Source organism: Pseudomonas sp. SCT, from assembly GCF_003864275.1.
Lineage (GTDB): Bacteria > Pseudomonadota > Gammaproteobacteria > Pseudomonadales > Pseudomonadaceae > Stutzerimonas > Stutzerimonas stutzeri_AE.
The window spans coordinates 213,245-240,236 of sequence record NZ_BDJA01000007.1; the positions used below are offsets into that span (position 1 = coordinate 213,245).

A 26,992-nucleotide genomic window follows, 5' to 3' on the forward strand; every position below is an offset into this window, starting at 1 on the left:
TTAGCGGTGAGCTGAACCGCGAACGATCGGGCCACGGTCTGGACCTGATGCGTGATCAATTCACGGCGTACCGGTTAGTGACCCCCATAGCCGCTACATGGTTGCCGGCCAAACCGATTTGCTTTGGCTATAAGGCCGATGGATTTGCTCAATCGGAGCGGCACAGACAAGCGACCTCGCCGGCAAACGGGTAGAATGCCCGGCTTTCGCCGAATATCCCGGCAACGAACGCCGCACCCACAAGGTTCGCCCGTGATCGAATTCCATCAAGTCCACAAAACCTATCGGACCGGCGGCAGAGACGTCCCCGCCCTGCAGCCGACGCAGCTGGAGATCGCCTCCGGTGAAGTCTTCGGCCTGATCGGCCACTCCGGCGCCGGCAAGAGCACGCTGCTGCGCCTGATCAACCGCCTCGAGGAACCCTCCGGCGGACGGATTCTGGTCAACGGCGAAGATGTCACCGCGCTGGATGCAGATGGCCTGCGGCGCTTCCGTCAGCGCGTCGGGATGATCTTCCAGCACTTCAACCTGCTGATGTCGAAGACCGTGGCGGACAACGTCGCCATGCCGCTGCGCCTGGCCGGCATCCGCTCGCGCCGCGAGATCGACGCCCGCGTCGCCGCCCTGCTCGAGCGTGTCGGCCTCAAGGAGCACGCGCGCAAATATCCGGCGCAGCTCTCCGGCGGGCAGAAGCAGCGCGTCGGTATCGCCCGTGCGCTGGCCACGGAGCCGAGCATCCTACTCTGCGACGAGGCCACCAGCGCCCTCGATCCGCAGACCACCGCCTCGGTGCTGCAGCTGCTGGCCGAGATCAATCGCGAACTGAAGCTGACCATCGTGCTGATCACCCACGAGATGGACGTGATCCGTCGCGTCTGCGACCGCGTGGCGGTAATGGATGCCGGTGCCATCGTCGAACAGGGGCCGGTCACCGAGGTGTTCCTGCACCCCAAGCATCCGACCACCCAGCGTTTCGTGCTGGAAGACGAAGCGATGGATGAGAGCGAGCTGCACGATGACTTCGCCCACGTGCCGGGCCGCATTCTGCGCCTGACCTTCCAGGGCGACTCCACCTACAAGCCGCTGCTGGGCACCGTCGCCCGCGAGACCGGGGTCGACTACAGCATCCTGTCCGGGCGCATCGACCGCATCAAGGACACGCCCTACGGCCAGCTCACCCTGGCGCTGATCGGCGGTGACATGACTGCAGCAATGACCCGTCTGCAGGCGGCGGACGTGCATGTGGAGGTGCTGCGCTGATGGAAGCCTTGTTTAGCTCCCTGTTGGGCAATGTCGACTGGTACGAGATCTGGCTGGCCACGCTGGACACCCTGCTGATGCTCGGCGGCTCGCTGCTGTTCACCATCCTGCTCGGCCTGCCGCTGGGCGTGCTGCTGTTTCTCTGCGGCCCGCGTCAGCTGTTCGAAAATGCCCCGCTGTATGCCGCGCTGTCATTCGTGGTCAACGTGCTGCGCTCGCTGCCGTTCATCATTCTCTTGATCGTGATGATTCCCTTTACCGTGCTGATCACCGGTACCTCGCTGGGCGTGGCCGGTGCCATCCCGCCGCTGGTGGTGGGCGCTGCGCCGTTCTTCGCCCGTCTGGTGGAAACCGCGCTGCGCGAGGTGGACCGCGGCATCATCGAGGCGACCCAGGCGATGGGCGCCACGACGCGGCAGATCATCTTCAGCGCATTGCTGCCGGAAGCGCGTCCGGGCATCATCGCCGCCATTACCGTCACCGCCATCACCCTGGTGTCCTACACCGCGATGGCCGGTGTAGTGGGGGCCGGCGGCCTCGGTGACCTGGCCATCCGCTTCGGCTACCAGCGTTTCCAGACCGACGTGATGGTCGTCACCGTGGTCCTGCTGCTGGTGCTGGTGCAGGTGCTGCAAAGCGTCGGCGATAGGCTGGTCACCCACTTTTCGCGCAAATGAACCGCAACCAGGGCGAGCGAACCTTCGCACCCCGCTCAACTTACGAAGGAACCGAACGATGAAGAAACTGATTGTCGCCCTGGCCGCCGTTGCCGCGTTTTCCGCGCAGGCCGAAACCCTGAACGTGGCCGCCACCGCCGTACCGCACGCCGAGCTGCTGGAGTTCGTCAAACCGCAACTCGCCGAGCAGGGCGTAACGCTGAACGTCAAGGTCTTCACCGACTACGTGCAGCCGAACATCCAGGTCGCCGAGAAGCGCCTGGACGCCAACTTCTTCCAGCACCAGCCGTACCTGGATGAATTCAACAAGGGCAAGGGCACCGATCTGGTCAGCGTCGCCGGCGTGCATATCGAGCCCTTCGGTGCCTATTCCAGCAAGCACAAGTCGCTGGAGGCGCTGCCCAATGGCGCCAACGTGGTCATCCCCAACGACGCCACCAACGGCGGCCGCGCCCTGCTGCTGCTGGCCAAGGCCGGCGTGATCAGCCTCAAGGATGGCGCCGGCATCACCGCCACGCCAAAGGACATCGCCGACAACCCCAAGCGCATCAAGGTGCGTGAGCTGGAAGCCGCGACCCTGCCGCGCGTGCTGACCCAGGTCGACCTGGCGCTGATCAACACCAACTACGCGCTGGAAGCCAAGCTGAACCCGACCCAGGATGCCCTGGTCATCGAAGGCAGCGACTCGCCTTACGTGAACATCCTGGTTGCCCGTCCGGACAACAAGGACAGCGACGCCATGCAGAAACTGGCCGCCGCGCTGCACAGCGAAGAAGTGCGCAAGTTCATCGAGGAAAAGTACAAGGGTGCCGTGGTTCCGGCCTTCTGACTGTGACCGCTCCGCTCTGAAGAAACCCCGCCTCGGCGGGGTTTTTCGTTTTCGCTGCGCTGGTACGGGTGCCTCCGGCCACAATCCCGCAAATTTGCTGCGTAGACCCCGGCGAATGATTTCGATGGATGGCCACCCGTGGATCGCCACCCGGTGGATCGATGAAGCGCGATCCACCCTACGTCCGAATCAGATCAGAACGCGGGCCGCTGATATGTCTCGCGCAGCATGCTCTTCACGGCACCAGCACTGCCGCACCCTGGAAGCGCCCGTTGCGCAGATCATCCAGTGCCTGGTTGGCTTGTTCCAGCGGGTAGGCATGGGTCTCGGTATGGATACCGACCTGGGCGGCGACCGGGAAGAACTCCAGGCCGTCCTGGCGGGTCAGGTTGGCCACCGAGACCAGTTCGCGCTCCTGCCAGAGGATGTCGTAGGGGAAGCTCGGAATATCGCTCATGTGGATGCCGGCGCAGACCACCCGGCCGCCCTTGCGCACGGCTCGCAGCGCCGCGGGCACCAGCTCACCGGCCGGTGCATAGATGATCGCCGCATCCAGCGGCACCGGTGGCAGCTCCCCTGAATCCCCGGCCCAAACCGCACCCAGCGCCCGGGCGAAGTCCTGCGCGGCCACATCGCCCGGGCGGCTAAAGGCATACACATCGCGCCCCTGCCAACGCGCCACCTGCATGACGATATGCGCCGCGGCGCCGAAACCGTAGAGGCCAAGGCGCTTGCCGTCGCCGGCCTTGACCAGCGAACGCCAGCCGATCAGCCCGGCGCAGAGCAGCGGCGCCAGTGCCACGGCGTCACCTTGCTCGCCAAGGCCGAAGGCGAAGCGCGCGTCGGCCACCACGTACTCGGCATAACCGCCCGGCCGTGTGTAGCCGGTGAACTGCGGCGCATCGCAGAGGTTTTCCTCGGCGTGCTGGCAATAGCTGCAGGTGCCGCAGGTATGCCCGAGCCAGGGAATGCCGACGCGCTGGCCCAGCTCGAAGCCGCTGACGCCTTCGCCCAGCGCATCGACGCGACCAACGATCTCGTGGCCGGGAATGATCGGCAGCGGCGCCGCCGGCAGCTCGCCGTCGACCACGTGCAGATCGGTGCGGCAGACGCCACAGGCCAGCACCCGCACGCGAACCTCGCCAGGCCCCGGTTGCGGCACGGGCAACTCGCGCAGCTGCAAGGGTTGGCCGCTCTGTTCCAGCAACATGGCACGCATCGACGTCTCTCCTTTCGTCTCCGGTCTGCTGCAGGGTAGGCCGAACGGCGGAAAAAGGCTCTAGACTCGAAGCGTCCCATGCTCAGGAGTACGCCCCGATGACGCTTTCGCCCTTTCATCTCGCCATTCCCGTTCACGATCTGGCCGCCGCTCGCGCCTTCTATGGCGAGGCGTTCGGCTGCGCCGAGGGCCGCAGCAGCGAGCACTGGGTGGATTTCGATTTCTTCGGCCACCAGCTGGTGATCCATGAGGCGCCGAAGATGCCGCACCAGCAGGCGGCGCACAGCAACCCGGTAGATGGCCATGACGTGCCGGTGCCGCACTTCGGTGTGGTACTCGGCTGGGAGCAATGGGAGGCGTTGGCCGAGCGGCTGCAGGCGCGCGGTACGCGCTTCGTGATCGAGCCCTATGTGCGCTTTCAGGGCCAGGTCGGCGAGCAGGCGACCATGTTCCTGCTCGACCCCTGCGGCAACGCCCTGGAGTTCAAGGCGTTCAAGGACATGAGTCAGCTGTTCGCCAAGTAAGCGGGATCAGTCGCGCTCGGCGAGGTGCTGGTCCTTGAGCTTCACATAATTGCCGGCGGTATAGCTGAAGAAGCTGCGCTCCTTGTCGGTTAGCGGGCGCGCCTGCTTCACCGGGCTGCCGACGTAGAGGTAGCCGGACTCCAGCGTCTTGCCCGGCGGCACCAGGCTGCCGGCACCGATGATCACTTCGTCCTCGACCACCACGCCGTCCATCACGATCGAGCCCATGCCCACCAGGATGCGATTGCCCAGGGTGCAACCGTGCAGGGTGACCTTGTGCCCGACGGTGACCTCGTCACCGATGGTCAGCGGAAAGCCGTCCGGGTTGTACGGCCCGGCATGGGTGATGTGCAGCACGCTGCCGTCCTGGATGCTTGAGCGCGCGCCGATACGGATGCGGTGCATGTCGCCGCGAATCACCGTCAGCGGCCAGACCGAGCTGTCGGCGCCGATCTCGATATCGCCGATAAGCACCGCGGAGTCGTCGACGAACACGCGCTCGCCCAGTTGTGGAGTGCTGTTGTGGTAGCTGCGTATCGCCACGATAGAAACCTCTTTGGCTGCGGGGAGGGTCGATTGTAATTAATATGGCCGGCATTGCCGCGGTAACCAGGCCTGAGCAGCATGCCGCCTGGCGTGGTCAGAGTTAACTACCGGCTGCTTGCCCGCGGCGCGTTTCGTCGCTCGGCGTTGAAAAAGCGCGGCAGCGCGTCCATCTAGGACATCTGCCTGCGCGCTGGCCTGTCCAGCCTCGCTCCAGTGAGCGGCCTGCAATCCCTTTCGTCACAAGGTGTCCCCCGTGAGCGCGAACAATCCCCTGCTGCAAGATTTCGACCTGCCACCCTACTCCGAGATCCGCCCGGAGCACGTCGAGCCGGCCATCGACACCATCCTCGGCGACAACCGCGTGGCGATCCAGGAACTGCTTAGCCGCCCGGCCGACAGCCTGGACTGGCAGACCCTGGTGGTCGGCCTCGACGAACTGAACGACCGCCTCGCGCGGGCCTGGGGGCCGGTCAGCCACCTCAACTCCGTGTGCAACAGCCCGGAGCTGCGTACCGCCTATGAGGCCTGCCTGCCCAAGCTGTCGGCCTACTACACCGAACTCGGACAGAACCGCGACCTGTTCGAGGCCTACCAGGCATTGGCCGCGAGCCCCGCGGCGGCTGGCTTCGAGGTGGCGCAGAAGACCATCCTCGAGCATTCGCTGCGTGACTTCCGCCTGTCCGGCATCGACCTGCCGCCGGTCGAGCAGCAACGCTTCGGCGCCATCCAGATGAAGCTCGCGGAGCTGGGCAGCAAGTTCTCCAACCAGCTGCTGGACGCCACCCAGGGCTGGACCCGGCACATCACCGACGAAAGCCTGCTGGCCGGTATCACCGATTCGGCCAAGGCGCAGATGGCCGAGGCAGCCAAGGCGAAGGATCTCGACGGCTGGCTGATCAGTCTGGAATTCCCCAGCTACTACGCGGTGATGACCTACGCCGACAACCGCGACCTGCGCGAGGAGGTCTACGCCGCCTACTGCACCCGCGCCTCGGACCAGGGCCCGAATGCCGGGCAGTTCGACAACGGCCCGGTAATGGCCGAGATCCTCGAGCTGCGCCACGAGCTGGCCGGGCTACTCGGCTACGGCAACTTCGCCGAGCTGTCGCTGGCGACCAAGATGGCCGAATCCACCGAGCAGGTGCTGAGCTTCCTGCGTGACCTGGCGGTGCGCAGCAAGCCGTTCGCCGAGCGCGACCTGGCCGAACTGCGCGTCTTCGCCGCCGAGCAGGGCCTGGACGATCTGCAGAGCTGGGACCTCGGTTACTACGCCGAGAAGCTGCGCCAGCAGCGCTACAGCCTGAACCAGGAAGAACTGCGCGCCTACTTCCCGATCGACAAGGTGCTGTCCGGGCTGTTCTGCATCGTCCAGCGCCTGTACGGCATCGAGATTCATGAGCTGGAAGGCTTCGACGGCTGGCATCCGGAGGTGCGTCTGTTCGAGATCAGCGAGAACGGCCAGCACGTCGGGCGCTTCTTCTTCGACCTCTACGCGCGGCCGAACAAGCGCGGTGGCGCCTGGATGGACGGCGCCCGTGACAAGCGCCGCACCGCCCTCGGCACCCTGCAGACGCCAGTGGCCAATCTGGTCTGCAACTTCACCCCGCCAGTGGGCGAGCGCCCGGCGCTGCTGACTCACGATGAAGTCACCACGCTGTTCCACGAGTTCGGCCATGGCCTGCATCACCTGCTGACCCAGGTCGAGCACGCCGGTGCCTCGGGCATCAATGGCGTGGCCTGGGACGCGGTGGAACTGCCGAGCCAGTTCATGGAGAACTGGTGCTGGGATCCCGAAGGCCTGGCGCATATCTCCGGTCATTACCAGACCGGCGAGCGCCTGCCGCAGGACAAGCTGGACATGATGCTGGCGGCGAAGAACTTCCAGTCCGGCATGATGATGGCGCGCCAGCTGGAGTTCTCCCTGTTCGACTTCGAACTGCACGCCACCCACGGTGACGGTCGCAGCGTGCTGCAGGTGCTCGAGCACATCCGCGACGAGGTCTCGGTGATGCGCCCGCCGGTCTACAACCGTTTCCCCAACAGCTTCGCGCACATCTTCTCCGGCGGATACGCGGCCGGTTACTACAGCTACAAGTGGGCCGAGGTGCTGTCGTCCGACGCCTTCTCGCGCTTCGAGGAAGAAGGCGTGTTCAACTCCGAGACCGGGCGCGCCTTCCGCGAGGCCATCCTCGCCCGTGGCGGCTCGCAGGAGCCGATGGTACTGTTCGTCGATTTCCGAGGCCGCGAGCCGTCCATCGACGCCCTGCTGCGCCACCTCGGGCTGGTAGCGGAGGCCGCGGCATGAGCAACGAAGTATCCCGAGTCACCACCAAACGCTTCATCGCCGGGGCCGTGTGCCCCGCGTGCAGCGGTGCGGACTGCATCAAGATGTGGGACGTCGACGGTGTGCCGCACCGCGAATGCATCGACTGCGGCTACGCCGACACCCTCAACGCCCAGGGCCAGTCGGTGCCGATGGAACTCGGCACGCGGGTGAACAAGGTCCAGCCCAAGCCGGCCAATCCGCAGGTGCAGTCGGTGCAGTTTTTCCCTAATCCGAAGTTGAAGAAGCCAGAGTAGTCACTGTGCTGCACCTGACCTGCGGCGACCTGGCCGGCGACAGCGTACGTGCGCTGCTGGCCAGGCTCGAGCCCGAGGTACAGGTGCGGGTGTTGCGCGACGACTTGGCTGTCGGACCGCTGAATGACGTGGATCGTGCGCCTTGCGCTGCTCGCGCCGCATTCTGGGAGCAGGTCTGGCCCGCAGAGGTGGCTCCACGCCCGGTGTTCACCGATGAGCTAGCGGCTGATGCACTCTGGCTAGCCAACCTAGCCAAACAGGCTGCAGCCGTAACGGTTTGGCACGGCGACAGCGCATCCGAACAGCTACTGCTGGCTCGCATCGCCGCGCTGCTGCAGGGCTCCAGCTGCTGGTTGCACGAAGTCGCTTGCGGCACCGGAGACAGCCGCGCCGGCCAGCGCAAGGCGGTGTCCATGCATTCGCCCGAGGCACTGGCGGCGCTATACAGTCCACAGGCGGTTCCCGCGTCTCGCCAGGCTGAACTCGCTGCGGTCTGGCACGAGCAGTGCGCCAGCACGCATGGCATTCGCCGCTGGTTCGAGGGGGCGTTTCGGGGCGAAGACTATCGGCTGATCGACGCGGCGCTGGTCGCTGCCAGCCCCGACGAATTCGCTCCGCTGGCGCGTGCGATGGCCGAGGTCATGGGCCATTGCGACGGCTTCTTTCCCACGGATTTCTTCATCTACTGGCGCGCCCGCGTACTGGTTGCCGCAGGACGTCTGGAGATCCAGGGCGATCCAACAGCCGCTTACCGTGATCTGCAGGTGCGCCGAGTCTTGAGGTGAAAGGCTCAATACCGAGCCATCTGCTTCGCGGCCAGGACTCGGCGCGCCCAACCTCTAAAACAAAGAACCCGCCAAAGTGGCGGGTTCCTTTTCTGTACCAGTCCAAATCAGCCTTCGGCCTTCGGCGTCGCCCGCCCCGGCTGCGGTGGCGAAGCAAACAGGCGCTTGAGCTTCATCGCTGGCGCTTCGATCAGGTGCCAGGACAGCGCAGCGAGGATCAACGTCGGCACGAAGGCGATCAACGTCAGGCCGAGCACGCCGACCTGCGGGCCGAACAGGTAGATGGTCAGCTGCTGGAACGGGAAGGCGTAGATGTACAGGCCGTAGGAAAAATCGCCGTACTTGCCGAAGCGCGAAATCAGCGGCAGCGGCGCATAGGCCAGGTAGAGCACCAGATAAGGCAGCGCAACGAAATACACCAGCGGACCGATGTCGGTACGGAAGGTCGCCACCAGTGCCGCGAACAACAACGCCGCGATCCAGCCGCGCCAGGGGATGTCGTCGCGGTAGAGGAACAGTGCCGCGCCACTGTAGTAGAGCAGGCCGAGCTTGAAGATGTTCTTGATGAAGTAGGACTCGATGCCCAGCTTGCCCAGCAGCCAGAAATGCCCGACCGCGAGCACGGCAATTGGCAGGAAGATCAGCCGGCGCTTGAGGAAACCGGTCAGCCCGAGAATCATCACGCCGATGTACATCAGCACTTCCAGCGGCAACGTCCACAGCGAGCCGTTGACCACATCCGGATAGATGTTGCCGGTGAATACGCCGGGCAGTTCGTAGCGCGTCACCAGCAGGATGTTCTGCAGGTAGGTCCAGGTGCCATCGGCGGCCAGGTAGCGACTGAGGCTGAGCTGCGTGACCAGCGGCCCGATGACGAAGACCGAGAGCAGCACCGCGACGATCAGCGCCGGGAAGATGCGCAACGCCCGCTTGATCAGAAAGCTCTTCGGACTGCTGCTGGCCAGCCAGGACGAGGTGATCAGGTAGCCGCTCATGACGAAGAAGATACCAACGGCGATCGAGCCGCCCTTTTCGTAGCCGGTGAGCAACGTCAGGGGTTCATCGCCGCGGCGACCGACCAGCGGATAGCTATGGGCGAACAGCACCAGAGCAGCGGCGAAGAAGCGCAGGAAATCGAAATTGTTTTCCCGGGAGTGAAAGGAACCGGTGGGATGCATGGTCTGCTCCTGACTGTCGGCAGTGGCTGGAAGCTGGAGTGCACTGGGAGTGCAATGCCGGTACTGCCGGATCGTTCGCCGAGGGCGCTCCGATCATCCTTTTGTTTTGTCTGCCGGCGGGCTCCAATTCAGGCAGCGTCTAATGACTGCGCTTACCCGATCAGCCTCCTTTGTCCGGAGCGGTAAGCAAATGTTCCCGAGCCAACCGACGGGCGGTAGCGGTTGCCATCGATCGGTTGAGCTGGCGCGCGGTCGTCGAGCTGTTTACTGTATATATAAACAGCATTCGACTCACAGCCATGACCCTGCCCACTTCCACACCACGCGGCCGCGGTACCGCGGTCAACCCGGACAATCGCTTCGCTTCCACGCGCAGCGAGGCCTATGACGACGGCTGGGAACAGGACGTTCCGCCGACCCGCGCCACCGAGGTGCGCCTGGAGACGGCCAAGAGCGTCCTGACCCGTAACCAGTCACCTGACGTGGGTTTCGATCGCTCGGTAAATCCTTACCGTGGCTGCGAACATGGCTGTATCTACTGTTTCGCGCGGCCCAGCCACGCCTATTGGGACCTTTCGCCGGGTATCGATTTCGAAACCAAACTGATCGCCAAGACCAACCTTGCCGAACGCCTGGAAGCCGAACTGAGCAAGCCGGGCTACGTGCCGCAACCGATCGCGCTGGGGGTGAACACCGATGCCTATCAGCCGCTGGAGCGTGAGCAGCAGCTGACGCGGCAGGCGCTGGAGATCCTGCTGCGCTTCAGGCATCCGGTGCACATCATCACCAAGGGCTCGCTGGTGCTGCGCGACCTCGATCTGCTGGTGCCGCTGGCCGAGCAGCGGCTGGTGAGCGTATCGGTCAGCCTGACCACGCTGGACGACGAACTGAAACGCATCATGGAGCCGCGCGCGGCCTCGCCCTCGGCGCGCCTGCGGGTGCTGCGCACGCTGCATGAAGCAGGCGTGCCGGTCAGCGTGATGTGCGCGCCGATGATTCCGATGATCAACGACATGGAGCTGGAGCGCCTGCTCGAAGCCGCCCGCGAGGCCGGTGCGCGCTCGGCCGGCTATGTGCTGCTGCGCCTGCCCCACGAAGTGGCGACGCTGTTCGATGAATGGCTGCAGGAGCATTTTCCGCAGCGCGCTGCCCATGTCATGAGCCTGGTGCGCCAGTCACGCGGCGGCAAGGATTACGACAGCCGCTTCGGCAGTCGCATGCGCGGCGAAGGTCAGTTCGCCCAGCTGCTGGCCCAGCGTTTCCAGCTGGCGTGCAAGCGCCTGGGCTTCAATCGCCGGGATCAGAACTATGGCCTGGACTGCAGTATTTTCGCCCCGCCCGGGCAGCAGCTGAGCCTGATCTGACGGTTTTGCCCGGCGGGCGAAGCCGTAGGCTGGATGACGCCCTACCCATCCACTGCAATGCACGCTGCCACGCACCGCTCTGGGACCCGCCCCGGACTGCGTGCAGACACGTGGAAAATGCTTCGCAGTTTTCCACCCTACGTTCGAGCCTGTGTCGCGAGGTTCCGCAGCATTCGGTGGGCGGCCCCTCGGCTGGGCTGACGCGCAGTCGTAGGGTGGATGGCGCTTCACCCATCCACCGCAACGCAGCCAAGCAAGCGTCGCGAAAGCAGGGTCCATGACTCGGGCGATTGCCGTCAGTCATCGCGCCCATCCCTCAGACAAGGCGCGCAGGAACTATCTCCCGCCGCTGTCGCACCAATCCCTGTATTCCTGCACCGGAGGCATCGTGGACTGGATTGATCTGCTGCAATGGCCGGCCATGGTGGTCACGGTGATCGCCGCCTGGCTGATCGGCTCGCTACAACCTGGGCGGCGTTTCGTCGGCTTCTGCTGTTTCCTGCTGAGCAACCTGCTCTGGGTGATCTGGGGCTGGCATGCCGAGGCCTGGGCGCTGATTACGCTGCAGGTCTGCCTGGCGCTGATGAACCTGCGCGGCGTGAAGAAGAACGATGCCCCCACACAGCCCGAGCCAGACACTCCCCGCGCTTAAATTGCGAGAGTGCGATCGCTGTCTATACTCCGAATCGTAGGCGTACCTGATTGAGTTCCGACTGCGCGTGCAAGCGTCCAGCTCAACCCCGAGCGTTTCGGTGGTCGTGCTGGGCAGAATCGGACTGATCGAGAACGTAGCTGGCATGACGGGAATGGTTTCCCCGGCCAGCCGATTTTCGGCGGTGCGATGGCGGTCGGCGGGATAACAAGAATCATAAGGGGAACCCGCAATGTCTCGACATCCATGCATCTGGATGGGGCTTGGGCTTTGGGCAATATTCGGCCAGGCTCAGGCGGCCTGGGACGTGAACATGCGCTCCGGCGCCACCGACGTCAGTCGGTCGGTGTTCGATCTGCACATGACGATCTTCTGGATCTGCGTGGTCATCGGCGTGCTGGTGTTCGGCGTGATGATCTATTCGATGGTCGCGCACCGCCGCTCCAAGCGTCAGCATTCCGCTCACTTCCACGAGAACACCCGCGTCGAGGTGCTCTGGACGGTCATCCCGCTGCTGATACTGGTGGGCATGGCGATCCCGGCGACGCGCACGCTGATCCATATCTACGACTCCAGCGAATCGGACGTCGACGTGCAGATCACTGGCTACCAGTGGAAATGGCACTACAAGTATCTGGGTGAGGACGTGGAGTTCTTCAGCAACCTCACCACGCCGCGCGAGCAGATCAACAACCAGTCGCCCAAGGGCGAGCACTACCTGCTGGAAGTCGACGAGCCGCTAGTGATTCCGGCCGGCGCCAAGGTGCGCTTCCTGATCACCGCGGCCGACGTCATCCACTCCTGGTGGGTGCCGGATCTGGCGGTGAAGAAGGACGCCATCCCCGGCTTCATCAACGAATCCTGGACCCGCGTCGAGCAACCCGGCATCTACCGCGGCCAGTGCACCGAACTGTGCGGCAAGGATCACGGCTTCATGCCGGTAGTGGTGGAGGTGAAGTCGCAGGAGGACTACGCCACCTGGCTCGGCGAGAAGAAGGCCGAAGCCGCCAAGCTGGCCGAACTGACCAGCAAGGAATGGACGCTGGCAGAGCTCTCCGAGCGCGGCCAGAAGGTCTACCAGACCGCCTGTGCCTCCTGCCACCAGGCTGGCGGTGAGGGCATTCCGCCGATGTTCCCGGCACTCAAGGGCTCGGCCATCGCGACCGGCGACATTGAGGCGCACATCAACATCGTGGTCAACGGCAAGCCGGGTACCGCGATGGCGGCCTTCGGCAAGCAGCTCTCGGAAGTCGATCTGGCCGCGGTCATCACCTACGAGCGCAACGCCTGGGGCAACAAGACCGACGACATGGTCACGCCGAAAGACGTGCTCGACTTCAAACAGGCCGAAGAAGCCACCCAGTAAGAGGATCAGGTGATGAGTGCAGTGATCGACGACCATGGTCATGTCGGGCATGACCACCACCACGGGCCGGCGAAGGGGCTCTCGCGCTGGCTGCTGACCACCAACCACAAGGACATCGGCTCGATGTACCTGTGGTTCAGCTTCTGCGCCTTCCTGCTCGGCGGCTCGATGGCCATGGTGATCCGCGCCGAGCTGTTCCAGCCGGGTCTGCAGATCGTGCAGCCGGAATTCTTCAACCAGATGACCACCATGCATGGCCTGATCATGGTCTTCGGCGCCGTCATGCCGGCCTTTGTCGGCCTGGCCAACTGGATGATCCCGCTGATGATCGGCGCGCCGGACATGGCCCTGCCGCGGATGAACAACTTCAGCTTCTGGCTGCTGCCGGCAGCATTCGGGCTACTGGTCTCGACGTTGTTCATGGAGGGTGGCGGGCCTAACTTCGGCTGGACCTTCTATGCGCCGCTGTCGACGACCTACGCGCCGGAGTCGGTGACCTTCTTCATCTTTGCCATCCACCTGATGGGCATCAGCTCGATCATGGGCGCGATCAACGTGATCGCCACCATCCTCAACCTGCGCGCCCCGGGCATGACGCTGATGAAGATGCCGCTGTTCGTCTGGACCTGGCTGATCACCGCCTTCCTCCTGATCGCGGTGATGCCGGTGCTGGCCGGCGTGGTGACCATGATGCTGATGGACATCCACTTCGGCACCAGCTTCTTCAGCGCCGCCGGTGGCGGCGACCCGGTGCTGTTCCAGCACGTGTTCTGGTTCTTCGGCCATCCCGAGGTGTACATCATGATCCTGCCGGCGTTCGGCGCGGTCAGCTCGATCATCCCCGCGTTCAGCCGCAAGCCGCTGTTCGGGTACACCTCGATGGTCTACGCCACCGGGGCAATCGCCTTCCTCTCCTTCATCGTCTGGGCGCACCACATGTTCACCGTCGGCATTCCGCTGACCGGCGAGCTGTTTTTCATGTACGCGACCATGCTGATTGCCGTGCCCACCGGGGTGAAGGTGTTCAACTGGGTGTCGACGATGTGGCGCGGCTCGCTGACCTTCGAGGCGCCGATGTTGTTCGCCGTGGCCTTCGTCATCCTCTTCACCATCGGCGGCTTCTCCGGGCTGATGCTGGCCATCGCCCCGGCGGACTTCCAGTACCACGATACCTACTTCGTGGTCGCGCACTTCCACTACGTGCTGGTGCCGGGGGCGATCTTCGGCATCTTCGCCTCGGCCTACTACTGGCTGCCGAAGTGGACCGGGCACATGTACGACGAAACGCTGGCCAAGCTGCATTTCTGGATGAGCTTCATCGGCATGAACCTGGCGTTCTTCCCGATGCACTTCGTCGGCCTGGCCGGCATGCCGCGGCGCATCCCCGACTACAACATGATGTTCGCCAACTTCAACATGGTCTCCAGCATCGGCGCCTTCATGTTCGGCGCCACCCAGCTCTTGTTCCTGTTCATCGTCATCAAGTGTATCCGCGGTGGTGTGCCAGCACCGGCCAAGCCCTGGGACGGCGCCGAGGGTCTGGAGTGGAGCGTGCCGTCGCCAGCGCCCTACCACACCTTCCAGACACCACCGGACATGAGCGATGTGCATGAGCACCGCAAGGGCACCGGCGGGGAGCTGACGCCGTGAGCGGGCAACAGGGCCTCGCTTGCAGGCTCGGCCGGGGTTGCCTGGCTGACCGCGAAAAGGCCCGCTACCGTCAATCCGGGAGGCTCCCATGAACGAGTCCCTGCCCACTCGACGCCTGGTCCGCCGCCTGCTGTTCGTGGTGGTCGGCATGTTCGGCTTCGGCTTCTTACTGGTGCCGATCTACGACGTCATGTGCCAGGCCTTTGGCATCAACGGCAAGACCGCCGGCGCCTACACCGGCATGCAGAGCGCCGACGAAGCGCGAGCAGTGCGGGTGCAGTTTCTCGCCACCAACGCTGCCGGGATGCGCTGGGAGTTCGGCCCGCAAGCCGACCAAATCAGCGTGCACCCGGGCGCCAGCCAGGAAATCCGCTTCGTCGCCTACAACCCGACCGACAAGCCGATGACAGCCCAGGCGATTCCCAGTGTGTCGCCCTCTCGGGCCGCCGCGTACTTCCACAAGACCGAATGCTTCTGCTTTACCCAGCAGGTGTTGCAGCCGGGCGAACGCATCGAGATGCCGGTGCGTTTCATCGTAGATCGCGATCTGCCCGCCGACGTGCACAACCTGACCCTCGCCTACACGCTGTTCGACATCACGTCCCGCCAGCCGCCGGTGGCCGTCAACGCCACATCGGCCCCGGCCAAGGAGAGTCTGCAATGAGCCAACAGACCACCCACGAGCAGTATTACGTACCTGATCAAAGCAAATGGCCGATCATCGCCACTGTTGCCCTGCTGGTGACCTTCTACGGCCTGGGCAGCTGGTTCAACGACCTCAAGGCCGGGCGCGATGAATCCAGCGGACCGATGATCTTCTTCGTCGGTGCGCTGCTGATCGCCTACATGATGTTCGGCTGGTTCGGTGCGGTGGTGAAGGAAAGTCGCGCCGGACTGTACAGCGCACAGATGGATCGCTCGTTCCGCTGGGGCATGAGCTGGTTCATCTTCTCGGAGGTGATGTTCTTCCTCGCGTTCTTCGGCGCGCTGTTCTACATCCGCTACTGGGCCGGCCCCTGGCTCGCCGGCGAAGGCGACAAGGGCGTCAGCAACATGCTCTGGCCCGGCTTCGAGTACAGCTGGCCGCTGCTGAACAACCCCGATCCCAAGCTCTATCCGGCGCCAGAGGGCACCATCAGTGCCTGGGGATTGCCGTTGATCAACACCATCCTGCTGGTCAGCTCCAGCTTCACCCTGACCTGGGCGCACCACGCGCTGCGCAAGAACAACCGCCAGCATCTGAAGATCGGCCTGGCGCTGACCGTACTGCTCGGCGCGGCATTCCTGATCCTGCAGATCGAGGAGTATGTGCATGCCTACACCGAACTCGGACTGACGCTGGGCTCGGGCATCTACGGCGCGACCTTCTTCATGCTCACCGGCTTCCACGGCGCTCACGTGACCATGGGCGCGATCATCCTCACGGTGATGCTCGTGCGCATCCTGCGCGGGCACTTCAGCCCGGAGCAGCACTTCGGTTTCGAGGCGGCGGCCTGGTACTGGCACTTCGTCGACGTGGTGTGGATTGCGTTGTTCGTCTTCGTCTATGTGATCTAGCGCTTCAGAAACCGAAGGCGGGGCGCAGTTGCCCTGAATAGAAACCCCAGCCGATCAGCGCAACGGTCAGTGCGCTGAGGCTGACCCGGATGAACAGGGCCGTAACGACACGGGAGGTGCGGCCCTCGTCCCTGACCAGGAAGAACATCCCACTGAACAGACTGACCAGCGTGGCCACTAACAACAGAACGATCGCCGCCTTGAGCATGAGCGATTCCACGACAGGGGTATTGGGGGTGGAGTATAGCCAGCCGTATCGATACATCAGGCTGCCGGCCATGAGCGGCTTCAGGCCCGGGCTGCTGCCTACCCTGCTGGTACTGGCCATGCTGCCGGTACTGGTGTGGCTGGGCTTCTGGCAACTGGAGCGCGGCGAGCAGAAGCGCGATCTGCTGGCCCGTCAGGAAGCCCGCCAGCAGGCGGCACCGTTGGCCCCTAACGAAATCGAACGACTCAACGATCCAGCATTCGCCCGCATCCATCTGCAGGGTCGCTTCGATGCCGAGCACAGCTTTCTGCTCGACAGCCGCACCCGCGACGGCCAGGTCGGCGTCGAGCTGCTGCAACCCTTCCGTGACGAACTCAGCGGCCGCTGGGTGATGGTCAACCGCGGCTGGATTCCCTGGCCGGACCGCCGCATACCGCCGGCCTTCGATACGCCGGCACAGCCGTTGAAGCTCGCCGCCTGGGTCTATGTACCGCCGGGCAAGCCGTTCGTCTTCAGCCATCGCACGGCCGAGGGCTGGCCGCGGCTGATCAACCATGTGGACATCGAGGCTATGTGGCAGCAGGCCGGTCGCGAAGGCTTGATCCATGAATTGCGCCTGGAGCCCGGGCCTAGCGCGTACCGCGCCGACTGGGTGGTGACCAGCATGAGCCCGTCGCAACACCTGGGCTATGCCGTGCAATGGTTCGCGCTGGCCGCCGCGCTGCTGGCGCTGTTTATCTACTTCGGCGTGCATCAGGCACGGGGGAAGCACAGTGGAAACGATGAATCCAACCCTTGCCGGCCATGAGCCGAAACGTGGTCGCGGCCGGCTGCAACTGTTGCTGATCATCGGCGTGGTTTTGGGGCCGATGCTGCTGGCGTCGGCGATGTATCGCTTCGGTTTCTGGGTACCGCAAACCCGCAGCTATGACGGTGTACTGATCGCCAACGGCCAGGACCGTGCTGCCATCGGCGTCACCGCGGCAGCCGCCGAGCGGCGCTGGGAACTGTTGGTCACCGCACCGCAGGGCTGCGAAGCGCAATGCCAGCAACTGGTCTACCTCGCCCGGCAGATCAATATCGGCCTGGCCCGTGAGGCAGCCCGCGCCAGCCACGCCCTGGCCAGCGCGACGGTCCTGGACGAGGCCTACGAGCAGCGCCTGGGCCGCGAATATCCACAGCTGCAGCGCCATGCGCTCGACGCCAGCGTGTATGCACGCAACCCCGACGCACCGGCAACACCGCAGCTATGGATCGTCGACCCACACGGCAACCTGGTGCTGCGCTACGACGCCGAAGCCGACGGCAAAGCAATTCTCGACGACCTGAAATACCTGCTGAAGATCTCGCAGATCGGCTGACGCACTCTGCCGTTTCGCTGCGGTCCCAAACTGGCCGCCCAAGGAGAAATCGATGGCCAAACCCGGATACCGCCTCGCCCTGATCGCCACGCTGCTGGCGGTGGTGGTCGTACTGCTCGGCGCCTATACGCGGTTGACCCACGCCGGCCTCGGCTGCCCGGACTGGCCGGGTTGCTATGGTTTTCTCGCCGTGCCGATGAGCGAGCACAAGCAGAACATCGCCGCGCTGCGCTTTCCCGAGGCTCCACTGGAAGTGGCCAAGGGCTGGAACGAGATGATCCATCGTTACTTCGCCGGTGCCCTGGGGCTGGTGATTCTCGCCATGGCGGTGCAGGCCGTTCGCCGCCGGACCGAACCCGGCCAACCGATGAAATTGCCGCTGCTGCTGCTCGCCGTGGTGATTGCCCAGGCCATATTCGGTATGTGGACGGTGACCCTGCAGCTCTGGCCGCAGGTAGTCACCGCGCACCTGCTCGGTGGTTTCACCACACTCAGCCTGCTGTTCCTGCTGTGCCTGAGGCTGTCCGGCGTATTTGCTCCGTTGCCAGCCATCGACAGTCGCCTGCGTAAATTCGCCGGCTTCGCCATGCTCGCGGTGATTCTGCAGATCGCCCTCGGTGGCTGGGTCAGCAGCAACTATGCAGCGGTGGCATGCACCGATTTCCCCACCTGCCACGGCGAATGGTGGCCGCAGATGGACTTCGCCAACGCTTTCAACCTGACCCATCACGACATCGGGCCGAACTACCTCGGCGGCCTGCTCTACGGCGAGGCACGCACCGCCATCCACCTTACCCACCGGATCGGCGCGCTGTGCGTGACGCTGGTGTTGCTCTTGCTCGCTGCCCTGCTCTGGCGCCGCGGCCTCGGCCGGCTGGCCGGGTTGCTCGTCGCCGCGCTGGCGCTGCAGGTCGGCCTCGGTATCAGCAACGTGCTGCTCAATCTGCCGCTGGCGGTCGCCGTAGCGCACAACGGTGGCGGTGCAGCGCTGCTGCTGGTGCTGGTACTGGTCAATTACCGGCTGCGCCAGCCCGCGCATGCGGCTCGGCAGACCAAGGCGGCGACGATTTCGAACACGACGGGGCAGCTCGATCTGCCCCGCGCATGACCACAAGGAGAACCCCATGGCGACTCTACTCAGCGAACGCAGCGCCCAGGCCAGCTGGCGCGACTATCTGGAGCTGACCAAGCCGAAGGTGGTGCTGCTGATGCTCATCACCTCGCTGGTGGGCATGTTCCTCGCCACCCGCGCCGGCGTGCCCTGGACGGTGCTGCTGTTCGGCAACCTGGGCATCGCCCTGTGTGCCGGCGGCGCGGCGGCGGTGAACCATGTGGTGGACCGGCAGATCGACTCGGTGATGGCCCGCACCCACAAGCGGCCACTGGCCGAAGGCCGGGTCTCGCCAGCGGCGGCACTGACCTTTGCCTTCATTCTCGGCGTCAGCGGGCTGGCCCTGCTGCTGACCTTCACCAATGCCCTCGCCGCCTGGCTGACGCTGGCCTCGCTGATCGGCTACGCGGTGATCTATACCGGCTTTCTCAAACGCGCCACCCCGCAGAACATCGTCATCGGCGGCCTCGCCGGCGCCGCACCGCCGCTGCTCGGCTGGGTGGCGGTGACTGGCCAGGTCACCGCCGAGCCGCTGCTGCTGGTGCTGATCATCTTCGCCTGGACGCCGCCACACTTCTGGGCCCTGGCCATCCATCGCAAGGACGAGTACGCCAAGGTCAACGTGCCAATGCTGCCGGTGACCCACGGCGTGCACTACACCAAGGTGCACATCCTGCTGTACACGGTGATGCTGCTGGCAGTCAGCTTCATGCCGTTCGCCATTCACATGAGCGGCCCGCTGTACCTGGCAGCAGCAACAGTTCTGGGGGCGCGCTTCCTCTACTGGGCTATCGCGCTATACCGCGACAGCCAGCCACATGCGGCAATCAAGACGTTCAAATTCAGCATCTGGTACCTGTTCGCGCTGTTCATCGCGCTGCTGGTTGATCATTATCTGCTGCTCGATTTCTAAGCAGCTGCACTAAGGACATCCATGACCCGCATCCAGAAAACCGTCTTCATCCTCGTGGCGCTGATCGCGCTGGTCGTCGGGCTGACGGTTTCCAAGGTGCTCAACAGCCAGCGTCAGCTCGACCCCACGCAGCTGCTGGATGCCGGCATCGTCCTGCTGCCGCAGAGCCGCACGGTGCCGGCGCTGAGCCTGACGGATCAGGACGGCGAAGCGGTAAAACTGGACGAACTGGACGGGCAGTGGTCGCTGCTGTTCTTCGGCTACACCTTCTGCCCGGACATCTGCCCCACCACCCTGGCCGAGCTGCGCCAGCTCAACGGCATGCTGCCGGAAGCCGTGCGCGACCAGCTGCGCATCATCCTCGTCAGTGTCGATCCGAATCGCGACACACCGGCCCAGCTCAAGGAATATCTCGGCTACTTCAACGCCGGGTTTCAGGGTCTGACCGGCCCGCTGGATGATATCCAGACCCTGGCCAACGGCGTCGGCATTCCCTTCATTCCGGGCGATACCAGCAAGGAAAACTACACCGTTGACCACAGCGGCAACCTGGTGCTGATCGGCCCGGACGGTCGCCAGCAGGGCTTTATCCGCTCGCCGCTGCGGGTGCAGAAGCTGGCCGAGCAACTACCCGAGCTGCTCAAGCGCCAGCCCTGAACCTTACCTGAGGCCGCCACCGCGCAGGGCGGAGCCTGCATCCGGCTCTCGCGAAGGGCCCCTCGGTAATTGTCACGGGTTTGCTACGACGCTTCAGCCTCCATTACCGCATCACGCCTCGCTGCTGCCGACCGTCGCGCCGACCGCTTGCGCCACCAGATCACTACGCCGGTGACCGAAAGCACCGCGATTGCCACGCCCAGCACGGCGATCAGGATGCGACCCGGCAGGCCGAGAATGCGTCCGCCATGGATCGCCGGTTGCAGCAGGTGGAACTGCTGTCCCAGCGTGCCCTGCCCAGGAATCTCCTGCCCCAGCAAACCCCCATCAGTACCGTGGAAGAACAGCCAGGCATTGCCTTGGTTGCTGTCGTGCTCGCCGAAACCGGCGCCATAGAAGTTGTACTCGAAGCTGTAGTACAGCTCGGTGATCGCTTCGGTCAGGCCCAGATCGGCGGCGTGCTGCATGGCGTAGTCGTACGCCTGGTGGAAGTCGTAAGCGGTAGTGCCCAGCTGCTCGTTCGGCATCCGCCCGCGGGCCTCGTAGACGCTCGCCTCAACGGGCGAGAACAGAGAGACCACCGGCTTGAACACCTGCTCCGGCAGGTTCATCGCCACGCTGCTGACCGCCACCGGTGTGAGCAACAGCCATAGCCACAGGCCGCCGGCGCGGTGCACGTCGTGATTCATGCGCTGGCGTTTGATCTTCCAGGCCGTCCACCACTTGGAAAGGAACGGCCGCCCACGGGGAAAGGTCAGCACCAGCGAGACGAAGCAATCGATTACCCAGGCGATCGCCACGATGCCCATCAACCACAGTCCCCAGTTGCCTGGCAGCGCCAGGTTGTAGTGAAACTCGAGAATGAAGGGCACGAAGTTCTTGCGCGAAAAGCAGCATTCGCCCCAGTACCGCGTGCCCACTGGCTCACCGCTCACTGCATCGAGGTAGTGCACCACCGGACGCTCGTCATAGGGTTTGCCGGTGGCCGGATCGTTGCGCGGCACCAGCGCCATCAACGCGGCATGGCCGGGTTCGCTGGGGAACTCCATGTACCAGACCTGCATGCGCGGGTTGGCCTGCTCGACGCGCTCCACCAGCGTCCCCGGCGCCAGCACCGGACCCTCGCTGGTGGTGTGGTAGAACTCGGGGTTGAGCCATTCGTCCAGTTCGTGGTGGAAGGCCAGGATGCTGCCGGTGATGCCGGCGAGGAACAGAAATACCGCCGTGGCCAGACCGATATAGCGGTGCACAAGCACAAGAATCGAACGCATCGTCGGTTGTCCGTATTTCAGAAAGCACAAAGCCGCCGGCCTTTGGGGACCGGCGGCAGCTCAGCGTTGATCAGAAGTCGTAGGTCACGGTAGCCATGACATTGCGCGACTCGCCGTAATAGCACTGGCTCAGGCTGTTGCACGCGGCGACGTATTTCTCGTCGGTGAGGTTGTTCAGGTTCAGGCGCACGCCAACCCCCTGCAGCCCTACGCGGGACAGGTCGTAGCCGAGCATCGCGTCATACAAGGTGTAGGACGGGATGCGCAGGGTGTTCTCTGCGTCCGCCCAGCTCTTGCCAAAGTAACGCGCACCACCACCCACCTGCAGACCGGCCAGCGGCCCCTGATCGAAGGTGTAATCGGTCCACAGCGAGGCCATGTTGCGCGCCACCGCGTTGGGCGTATTGCCGCGGTTGTTGACGCCGGGCCGGCCGACGTAATCCTTGCTGTATTCAACGTCCAGATATGTGTAGCTAGCCAGCACATTCACATTTTCAATTGGGCTGACACGAGCCTCGAGTTCCATACCCTTTGAGGTTATTTCGCCCACGGAACGGAAGAAGTATTCGGCTGAGTCTTTACTCGATAGGTTGGATTGCTTCAAGTCGAAGAAAGATATTGTGTAGAGATCATCCGTCCCTAGCGGCTGAAGTTTTACCCCTATTTCAACCTGCTCACCTTCGGTTGGATCCAAAAGCGAAATATCCCAACCGGTTGATGTGACGTTGTAAGCACTGCTTGTGTTCGGATTGAACGACTCGGAATAACTGACATAGGGCGAAACGCCATTATCAAATGCGTATAACACTCCCACACGACCGGTGAACTGCTCCAACTTCGACTTATCTTTATGAGTTCCGTAAGTTGCATCATTTACATGGTCGAACGAAACATCGACCCAGTCCTGACGCGCACCGAGTGAGAAACGCCAATTGCCAAGATCGATAAGATCCTGAACATAGAGCCCGGTTTGTTCCAGCCTTCGGGTTTCGTCGTACTGGTGGTAAAAGCTGTAGCTCGTTGCCGGATTTAACCCTGTATAAGGGTTAACACTGCTTACGTAGCCTCCGTCATAGCTGACTTTGGCCTTGCGACGCTGATAGTCGAGGCCAGTTACCAAAGTGTGACTCAAAGAGCCGGTGTCGAAGAGAAACTGCAACTGATTGTCTATAGTCCAGGCATGAAGCGACTCGTCCGCCCCGGTGTACTCAGGATACAGATCGCCAGGCAGGCCATAGTTGTAGTCAGTGGTATAGCCATACTGGTAGACCTGCTCTGACTCAACCCGTGAATCGAGATACTGAAAGTTCTGTCGGGCAGATACCACGTCGTTGAAACGATGCTCAAGCTGATAACCAAACATCTGCTGATTACGTTCAAATTTCTCGCGATCTTCTTCGCCTTCAAAAAAGCTGCGTGAAATACGCTGACCATTGAACGATGTAACCGAACCTACCGCCGGCAAGCCCCCGTGGTAACCGCTCTCCGGATCGCGCTGCAGCATCGCCAGCAGGGTCAGGCGGGTGTCATCGGTGAAATCGATGCTTACCGAGGGCATCACTGCATAGCGCTGCTCCTCGATGCCATCAACCTGGGTATCGGCATCCTTGGCCACGCCCACCAATCGATAGCTGATGCGTTCGTCGTCCAGCGGGCCGGTGAAGTCGAACGCGGCCTGCTTGTAGTCGTGGCTACCGTAGGAGAACTGCAGCTGGCGGCTGGCTTCCTTTTGTGGCTTCTTGCTGGTCATCGCCACCAGGCCGCCGGGCAGGCTGCGGCCATAGAGCACCGAGGACGGTCCCTTGAGGATGTCGATGCGCTCGATGAAGTACGGATCGACCTGCAGGCTGCTGTAGGTGCCGCTGTCGCCGAGCAGCTTCTGCCCATCGAGGTAAAGGTTGTCCACCGAGCCATCGGTGATGCCGCGCATGGCGACATAATCGTAGCGGGTGGTGGCGCCATACGGCGTGCTCATCAGGCCCGGCGTGTAGCGCACCGCCTGGGCGATGGAGCGCGAACCCTGATCCTCGATCTGCTGGCGGGTAACCACCGAAACGGTCTGCGAGGTCTCCGCCAGCGGCATGCTGGTCTTGGTCGCCACGCTGCTGTGGGTGGCGTTGTAGCCTTCCATCGAGCCCAGCGCGTTGCCCAGGGCAAAGCCTTCGACGGTCATCGGTTGCAGCTCGACGGCACCGCTCTGCTCGGTGCGACGGCTCAGCGAGTAGTTGCCCTGGCCGTCACGCACGGCCTGCAGGCCGCTGCCCTGCAGCAGCGCGGCGAAACCGTCGTCGACGCCGTACTGGCCTTGCAGCCCTTTGCTTTGCAGGCCCTGTAGCAGGCTGCCGTCCACCGACAGCAAGACGCCCGCCTCACCAGCAAAACGGCTCAATGCACTGGATAGCAGGCCGGCGGGAATGTCGTAGCTGCGTACTGCCTGCTGGGTCGCAGCCTGTGCCAAGGCGATGCCGGGCGCGACACTTGCGAGCGGCAGGCAGAACAGCGCGGCGCGAATGCCGAGTGCCAGGGCACGAGAGCGATTGGGACTGAACGGCAAGGCGGTCGAGCGCATGGGTGTTCCTGTTCGAATGGATGGATTTAGCCCTATGCCCAACCAGATTCGAGAAAGGGAACTACGGATGAGAATATTTTTTATTCGTGTCCATGTCGCATCATGCGTCGACTCGTTTTGCGGCGGGTTCAAGGCTGACCCACCAGGTCATGCGCCGCTCGATGCGCACCGGCAGGGTCGCCGCCAGCGCATCCAGAACGCGTTCGGTGTCGCCCAGGGGAAAAGCTCCGACTACCCGCAGATCGGCGATCCGCGGGTCACAACCGAGGTAGCCGTGGCGATAACGCGAAAGCTCGGCAAGAAAGTCCTCCAGGCGCTGATTGTCGGCGAGCAAGACGCCAGTGGCCCAGGCCTGGTGCTCGGCACGGGCAGCCACCAGCGGCGCAACATGACGGCGGTCGAATTCGGCCTGCTGCCCTGCGCCAACGCTGGCGATGGCGAAACCATCTAGCTGGATATCCACCACACCGGTGAATACGCTCAGACGCGTCCGGCCATCCTCCTGGCGCAGCGAGAAGCGCGCTGCCTGCTCGCTGCGCACACGCCCTTCGCGACTGCTCAGCAGCAGCGGTCGCGCACGACGGCTGGCCGGAGCATCGATCAAAAGCTCACCGCGATAGAGCGCCAGCGACCGCGCGTTCGCATCGAAGGCGATATCCACTGCCGTATCGGTGTTCAGCCACAGCTGTGAGCCATCGGCCAGACGCAGGTCGCGCACCTCACCCACGGCAGTGCGCTCATCAGCGGCCCACTGCCGCCACGGCAGCGAGCCACCGGCCAGACTGAGCGCGGCGCCGCCACAGAGGACGGACAGCACCTTCAGCGCCTGGCGCCGATTCGGCTGACGGCTGTGCAGCATGGCGCCGGCGCTTCGTCCAATGGCATCGCTAGCCAGCGGCTGGAACTGACCACTGATGCGCTCGACCCTGGCCCAGGCCTGGGCATGGTCCGGCTGCTGCAACCATGCCGCCCAGGCCTGGCGCTCACCTGGGCTGGCCGCGCCGGACTGCAGCACGGCAAACCACTTCGCCGCTTCCTGCAGCACACGGTAGTCGATGCCCATCAGTCCTCCGCCACCAGCAACAGGCAATGCAGCATCGCCTGCGCCATGTACTTCTTCACCATGCGTTCGGAAACGCCGAGTTCGGCAGCGATGGCCGCATAGGTCATGCCCTGCAGTTGCGACATGAGAAAAGCGCTGCGGACCTTGGATGGCAGCTGGGCCAGCACGGCGTCGATCTGCAGCAGGGTTTCGACGATCAGCGCCTGCGATTCCGGCGAGGGCGCCACCAGCTCGGGTTGCAGCGCCAACGCATCGAGATAGGCCTGCTCGATCTGCCGACGGCGCCAGTGGTTGATCAACAGGCCTTTGGCGATGGTGTGCAGGTAGGCTCGGGGCTCACGAATGGCGCCCATGTCTTCGTCCTTGGTCATCACTCGCACGAAAGTATCCTGTGCGAGATCGGCAGCCCGCTGATTACAGCCCAGCTGGCGCCGCAGCCAGCCATTCAGCCAGCCGTGATGATCGCTGTAGAGCCGATGCAGCATCTGCTGCCGAACCATACCTTCAGTTGCCATGCTGCCTCCCATGAGCGCTGCAGCCATTAATGCTAACGCTTCTCAACAACATAAATCCACGAGCAATCGCACCACCTGACCAAACGGATCACTGGGCTCGATCCTGGCGCCACGCTGTCGAAGCTCGGCTAGGCTTGAAAAACGATTGATTGCCGGAGAAAGAACCATGACTCAGCTGCCCCGTTTGGCCCTTCTTGCGGCCCTTTCATTTACCCTGCTTCCCGCTCACGCACAGAAAATCCTGCCCGGCCTCTGGGAGTTCAGCAGTGGCGATATTCAGGTGGATGGACAGCAGATGCCGGGCATGGACGCGATGCTTGCGCAGATGCAGAACCTGCCTGCCGAGCAACGCCGGATGATGGAAGAGATGCTCGCCGCACAGGGGGTAAAGCTCGGCGGCAAGGGCGTACAGATCTGCCTGAGCAAGGCGCAAGTCGAAGCGGACGAGCTACCGTTTCAGGATGACCCGGCCTGTACCCAGGAAATCACCGAACGCAGCGAGAAGCTATGGAAGTTCCGCTTCGAATGCCCTGACGCGCGCGGCCAGGGCGAAACGCGCTTTATCAGTGACAAGGAGTTCGTCAGTACCGTAAACAGCGAATACCGTCAGGGCGCCGAAACCGGCAGTTCAAGAATCGAATCCCATGCGCGCTGGGTCGCCGACGACTGCGGCACGCTGAAACCGGCACGCTGAGAAGCCGATGGCCGAGGTTCCACGTGAAACCCCCATGGCGGCTGGGTTCCAGCTACTGACTTACCCAGGCGCCTTGGCTGTTCTGCTCACAGGCTGGCTGCAGATAGCGCGCGTCGCTGGCGACACCGTAGTAATGGATGTCCTGGCGATAGGGCAGATTGGAAACCTGGGCATTGCGGCAGATGCCGAACGCGCCATCCGGGCACTGCTCGACGAACTCGACCTTGACCTCCTGATCCTTCAGCTGCGGCTGGCAGAAGCCGCTGCGAAACAGCTCGGCGGGAATGTTGATGTTCGCCTGACACAGCTTCACTTCCACCCGATCGTCGTGGCTGTGGATGATGCAGGCCTCGGCCATGACGTCGCCAGCAATGAGTACGCCGCAAACGGCTGTCAGCAAGAACGGTAATCGCACGATTTCATCCCTCGTCGAATCGCGGCGA

General features: G+C 63.5%; 28 protein-coding genes. 19 read left to right on the forward strand and 9 right to left on the reverse strand.

Annotated features, from left to right (window positions below; all coding sequences use genetic code 11):
* Nucleotides 1–252 precede the first annotated feature (252 nt).
* Genes BHD08_RS18160 through BHD08_RS18170 form a run of 3 tightly spaced genes read left to right on the forward strand, consistent with a single transcriptional unit; the run spans nt 253 to nt 2,766 of the window.
* Entirely contained in the window at nt 253–1,260 is a 1,008-nt protein-coding gene (locus tag BHD08_RS18160) for a methionine ABC transporter ATP-binding protein (protein WP_015278936.1), read from the forward strand.
* The gene (locus tag BHD08_RS18165; RefSeq protein WP_014822197.1) at nt 1,260–1,937 is read left to right on the forward strand and encodes a methionine ABC transporter permease; all 678 of its coding nucleotides are present in this window, start codon (nt 1,260–1,262) and stop codon (nt 1,935–1,937) included. Before BHD08_RS18160 ends, BHD08_RS18165 begins: the two co-directional genes overlap by 1 nt.
* A gap of 58 nt (nt 1,938–1,995) precedes the next feature.
* Nucleotides 1,996–2,766, forward strand: a complete 771-nt coding sequence (locus BHD08_RS18170; RefSeq protein WP_125023998.1) for a MetQ/NlpA family ABC transporter substrate-binding protein — start codon at nt 1,996–1,998, stop codon at nt 2,764–2,766.
* Between the two features lie 235 nt (nt 2,767–3,001).
* On the opposite strand, the gene BHD08_RS18175 is transcribed toward BHD08_RS18170, so the two are convergent.
* Nucleotides 3,002–3,985: a zinc-dependent alcohol dehydrogenase family protein gene (locus tag BHD08_RS18175; RefSeq protein WP_125024000.1), complete on the reverse strand. Its 984-nt coding sequence runs from the start codon at nt 3,983–3,985 to the stop codon at nt 3,002–3,004.
* A 98-nt stretch (nt 3,986–4,083) separates the two neighbouring features.
* On the opposite strand from BHD08_RS18175, the gene BHD08_RS18180 reads away from it, so the two are divergent.
* Entirely contained in the window at nt 4,084–4,509 is a 426-nt protein-coding gene (locus BHD08_RS18180) for a VOC family protein (protein ID WP_125024002.1), read from the forward strand.
* A gap of 6 nt (nt 4,510–4,515) precedes the next feature.
* Here BHD08_RS18180 and BHD08_RS18185 read toward each other — a convergent pair whose 3' ends face one another.
* Entirely contained in the window at nt 4,516–5,052 is a 537-nt protein-coding gene (locus tag BHD08_RS18185; RefSeq protein ID WP_125024004.1) for a gamma carbonic anhydrase family protein, read from the reverse strand.
* A 256-nt stretch (nt 5,053–5,308) separates the two neighbouring features.
* Here BHD08_RS18185 and prlC point away from each other — a divergent pair, with 256 nt between their 5' ends.
* From prlC to BHD08_RS18200, 3 genes are read left to right on the forward strand one after another with little or no spacing between them, the layout of a single operon-like run.
* Nucleotides 5,309–7,360, forward strand: a complete 2,052-nt coding sequence (gene prlC / locus BHD08_RS18190) for an oligopeptidase A (protein WP_125024006.1) — start codon at nt 5,309–5,311, stop codon at nt 7,358–7,360.
* On the forward strand, nt 7,357–7,635 hold the full coding sequence (locus tag BHD08_RS18195; protein ID WP_125024009.1) for a YheV family putative zinc ribbon protein: 279 nt from the start codon (nt 7,357–7,359) through the stop codon (nt 7,633–7,635). The genes prlC and BHD08_RS18195 overlap by 4 nt, the downstream gene beginning before the upstream one ends.
* A 5-nt stretch (nt 7,636–7,640) precedes the next feature.
* Nucleotides 7,641–8,420, forward strand: coding sequence for a DUF1835 domain-containing protein (locus BHD08_RS18200; RefSeq protein ID WP_125024011.1), 780 nt, complete (start codon nt 7,641–7,643; stop codon nt 8,418–8,420).
* 107 nt (nt 8,421–8,527) lie between these two features.
* Here BHD08_RS18200 and BHD08_RS18205 read toward each other — a convergent pair whose 3' ends face one another.
* Entirely contained in the window at nt 8,528–9,598 is a 1,071-nt protein-coding gene (locus BHD08_RS18205) for an acyltransferase (RefSeq protein WP_125024013.1), read from the reverse strand.
* 299 nt (nt 9,599–9,897) lie between these two features.
* Here BHD08_RS18205 and BHD08_RS18210 point away from each other — a divergent pair, with 299 nt between their 5' ends.
* The 6 genes from BHD08_RS18210 to BHD08_RS18235 all read left to right on the forward strand — a co-directional run bounded on the left by BHD08_RS18210 (nt 9,898) and on the right by BHD08_RS18235 (nt 16,187).
* Nucleotides 9,898–10,962 carry a PA0069 family radical SAM protein gene (locus BHD08_RS18210; protein ID WP_125024015.1) on the forward strand — a complete coding sequence of 355 codons (1,065 nt, stop codon included), beginning with the start codon at nt 9,898–9,900 and terminating at the stop codon, nt 10,960–10,962.
* A gap of 421 nt (nt 10,963–11,383) precedes the next feature.
* Nucleotides 11,384–11,614: a hypothetical protein gene (locus BHD08_RS18215; protein ID WP_302474673.1), complete on the forward strand. Its 231-nt coding sequence runs from the start codon at nt 11,384–11,386 to the stop codon at nt 11,612–11,614.
* A 232-nt stretch (nt 11,615–11,846) separates the two neighbouring features.
* Nucleotides 11,847–12,980: a cytochrome c oxidase subunit II gene (gene coxB / locus BHD08_RS18220; RefSeq protein WP_125024019.1), complete on the forward strand. Its 1,134-nt coding sequence runs from the start codon at nt 11,847–11,849 to the stop codon at nt 12,978–12,980.
* A 12-nt stretch (nt 12,981–12,992) separates the two neighbouring features.
* On the forward strand, nt 12,993–14,630 hold the full coding sequence (gene ctaD, locus BHD08_RS18225) for a cytochrome c oxidase subunit I (RefSeq protein ID WP_125024020.1): 1,638 nt from the start codon (nt 12,993–12,995) through the stop codon (nt 14,628–14,630).
* 88 nt (nt 14,631–14,718) lie between these two features.
* The gene (locus BHD08_RS18230) at nt 14,719–15,294 is read left to right on the forward strand and encodes a cytochrome c oxidase assembly protein (RefSeq protein WP_125024021.1); all 576 of its coding nucleotides are present in this window, start codon (nt 14,719–14,721) and stop codon (nt 15,292–15,294) included.
* Nucleotides 15,291–16,187, forward strand: coding sequence for a cytochrome c oxidase subunit 3 (locus BHD08_RS18235; protein WP_015278950.1), 897 nt, complete (start codon nt 15,291–15,293; stop codon nt 16,185–16,187). The genes BHD08_RS18230 and BHD08_RS18235 overlap by 4 nt, the downstream gene beginning before the upstream one ends.
* A 4-nt stretch (nt 16,188–16,191) precedes the next feature.
* Here the strand turns inward: BHD08_RS18235 and BHD08_RS18240 are convergent, their stop codons facing one another.
* The gene (locus BHD08_RS18240; protein ID WP_125024069.1) at nt 16,192–16,395 is read right to left on the reverse strand and encodes a twin transmembrane helix small protein; all 204 of its coding nucleotides are present in this window, start codon (nt 16,393–16,395) and stop codon (nt 16,192–16,194) included.
* A gap of 70 nt (nt 16,396–16,465) precedes the next feature.
* Between BHD08_RS18240 and BHD08_RS18245 the strand changes: the two genes are divergently transcribed.
* The 5 genes from BHD08_RS18245 to BHD08_RS18265 are packed head-to-tail and all read left to right on the forward strand — an operon-like array spanning nt 16,466 to nt 20,437.
* Nucleotides 16,466–17,203, forward strand: coding sequence for an SURF1 family protein (locus BHD08_RS18245; RefSeq protein ID WP_125024022.1), 738 nt, complete (start codon nt 16,466–16,468; stop codon nt 17,201–17,203).
* A complete protein-coding gene (locus tag BHD08_RS18250) occupies nt 17,178–17,756 on the forward strand; it encodes a hypothetical protein (RefSeq protein WP_015278953.1) in 579 nt (192 codons plus the stop codon). Before BHD08_RS18245 ends, BHD08_RS18250 begins: the two co-directional genes overlap by 26 nt.
* Before the next feature lie 52 nt (nt 17,757–17,808).
* Nucleotides 17,809–18,864 carry a heme A synthase gene (locus tag BHD08_RS18255; protein ID WP_125024023.1) on the forward strand — a complete coding sequence of 352 codons (1,056 nt, stop codon included), beginning with the start codon at nt 17,809–17,811 and terminating at the stop codon, nt 18,862–18,864.
* 16 nt (nt 18,865–18,880) lie between these two features.
* On the forward strand, nt 18,881–19,780 hold the full coding sequence (gene cyoE / locus BHD08_RS18260) for a heme o synthase (protein ID WP_125024024.1): 900 nt from the start codon (nt 18,881–18,883) through the stop codon (nt 19,778–19,780).
* A 21-nt stretch (nt 19,781–19,801) separates the two neighbouring features.
* Nucleotides 19,802–20,437, forward strand: coding sequence for an SCO family protein (locus BHD08_RS18265; protein ID WP_125024025.1), 636 nt, complete (start codon nt 19,802–19,804; stop codon nt 20,435–20,437).
* A gap of 83 nt (nt 20,438–20,520) precedes the next feature.
* On the opposite strand, the gene BHD08_RS18270 is transcribed toward BHD08_RS18265, so the two are convergent.
* The 4 genes from BHD08_RS18270 to BHD08_RS18285 form a co-directional block, all read right to left on the reverse strand.
* Nucleotides 20,521–21,708: a PepSY domain-containing protein gene (locus BHD08_RS18270; protein ID WP_125024026.1), complete on the reverse strand. Its 1,188-nt coding sequence runs from the start codon at nt 21,706–21,708 to the stop codon at nt 20,521–20,523.
* A gap of 70 nt (nt 21,709–21,778) precedes the next feature.
* Nucleotides 21,779–24,277 carry a TonB-dependent siderophore receptor gene (locus tag BHD08_RS18275; protein ID WP_125024028.1) on the reverse strand — a complete coding sequence of 833 codons (2,499 nt, stop codon included), beginning with the start codon at nt 24,275–24,277 and terminating at the stop codon, nt 21,779–21,781.
* 100 nt (nt 24,278–24,377) lie between these two features.
* On the reverse strand, nt 24,378–25,340 hold the full coding sequence (locus tag BHD08_RS18280) for a FecR domain-containing protein (RefSeq protein WP_125024030.1): 963 nt from the start codon (nt 25,338–25,340) through the stop codon (nt 24,378–24,380).
* Nucleotides 25,340–25,855, reverse strand: a complete 516-nt coding sequence (locus tag BHD08_RS18285) for a sigma-70 family RNA polymerase sigma factor (protein WP_125024032.1) — start codon at nt 25,853–25,855, stop codon at nt 25,340–25,342. The genes BHD08_RS18280 and BHD08_RS18285 overlap by 1 nt, the downstream gene beginning before the upstream one ends.
* A 166-nt stretch (nt 25,856–26,021) precedes the next feature.
* On the opposite strand from BHD08_RS18285, the gene BHD08_RS18290 reads away from it, so the two are divergent.
* On the forward strand, nt 26,022–26,549 hold the full coding sequence (locus BHD08_RS18290; RefSeq protein ID WP_125024034.1) for a DUF3617 domain-containing protein: 528 nt from the start codon (nt 26,022–26,024) through the stop codon (nt 26,547–26,549).
* 52 nt (nt 26,550–26,601) lie between these two features.
* On the opposite strand, the gene BHD08_RS18295 is transcribed toward BHD08_RS18290, so the two are convergent.
* Complete coding sequence (locus BHD08_RS18295; protein ID WP_125024036.1) at nt 26,602–26,964, reverse strand: NADH:ubiquinone oxidoreductase; 363 nt, start codon at nt 26,962–26,964, stop codon at nt 26,602–26,604.
* Nucleotides 26,965–26,992 lie beyond the last annotated feature (28 nt).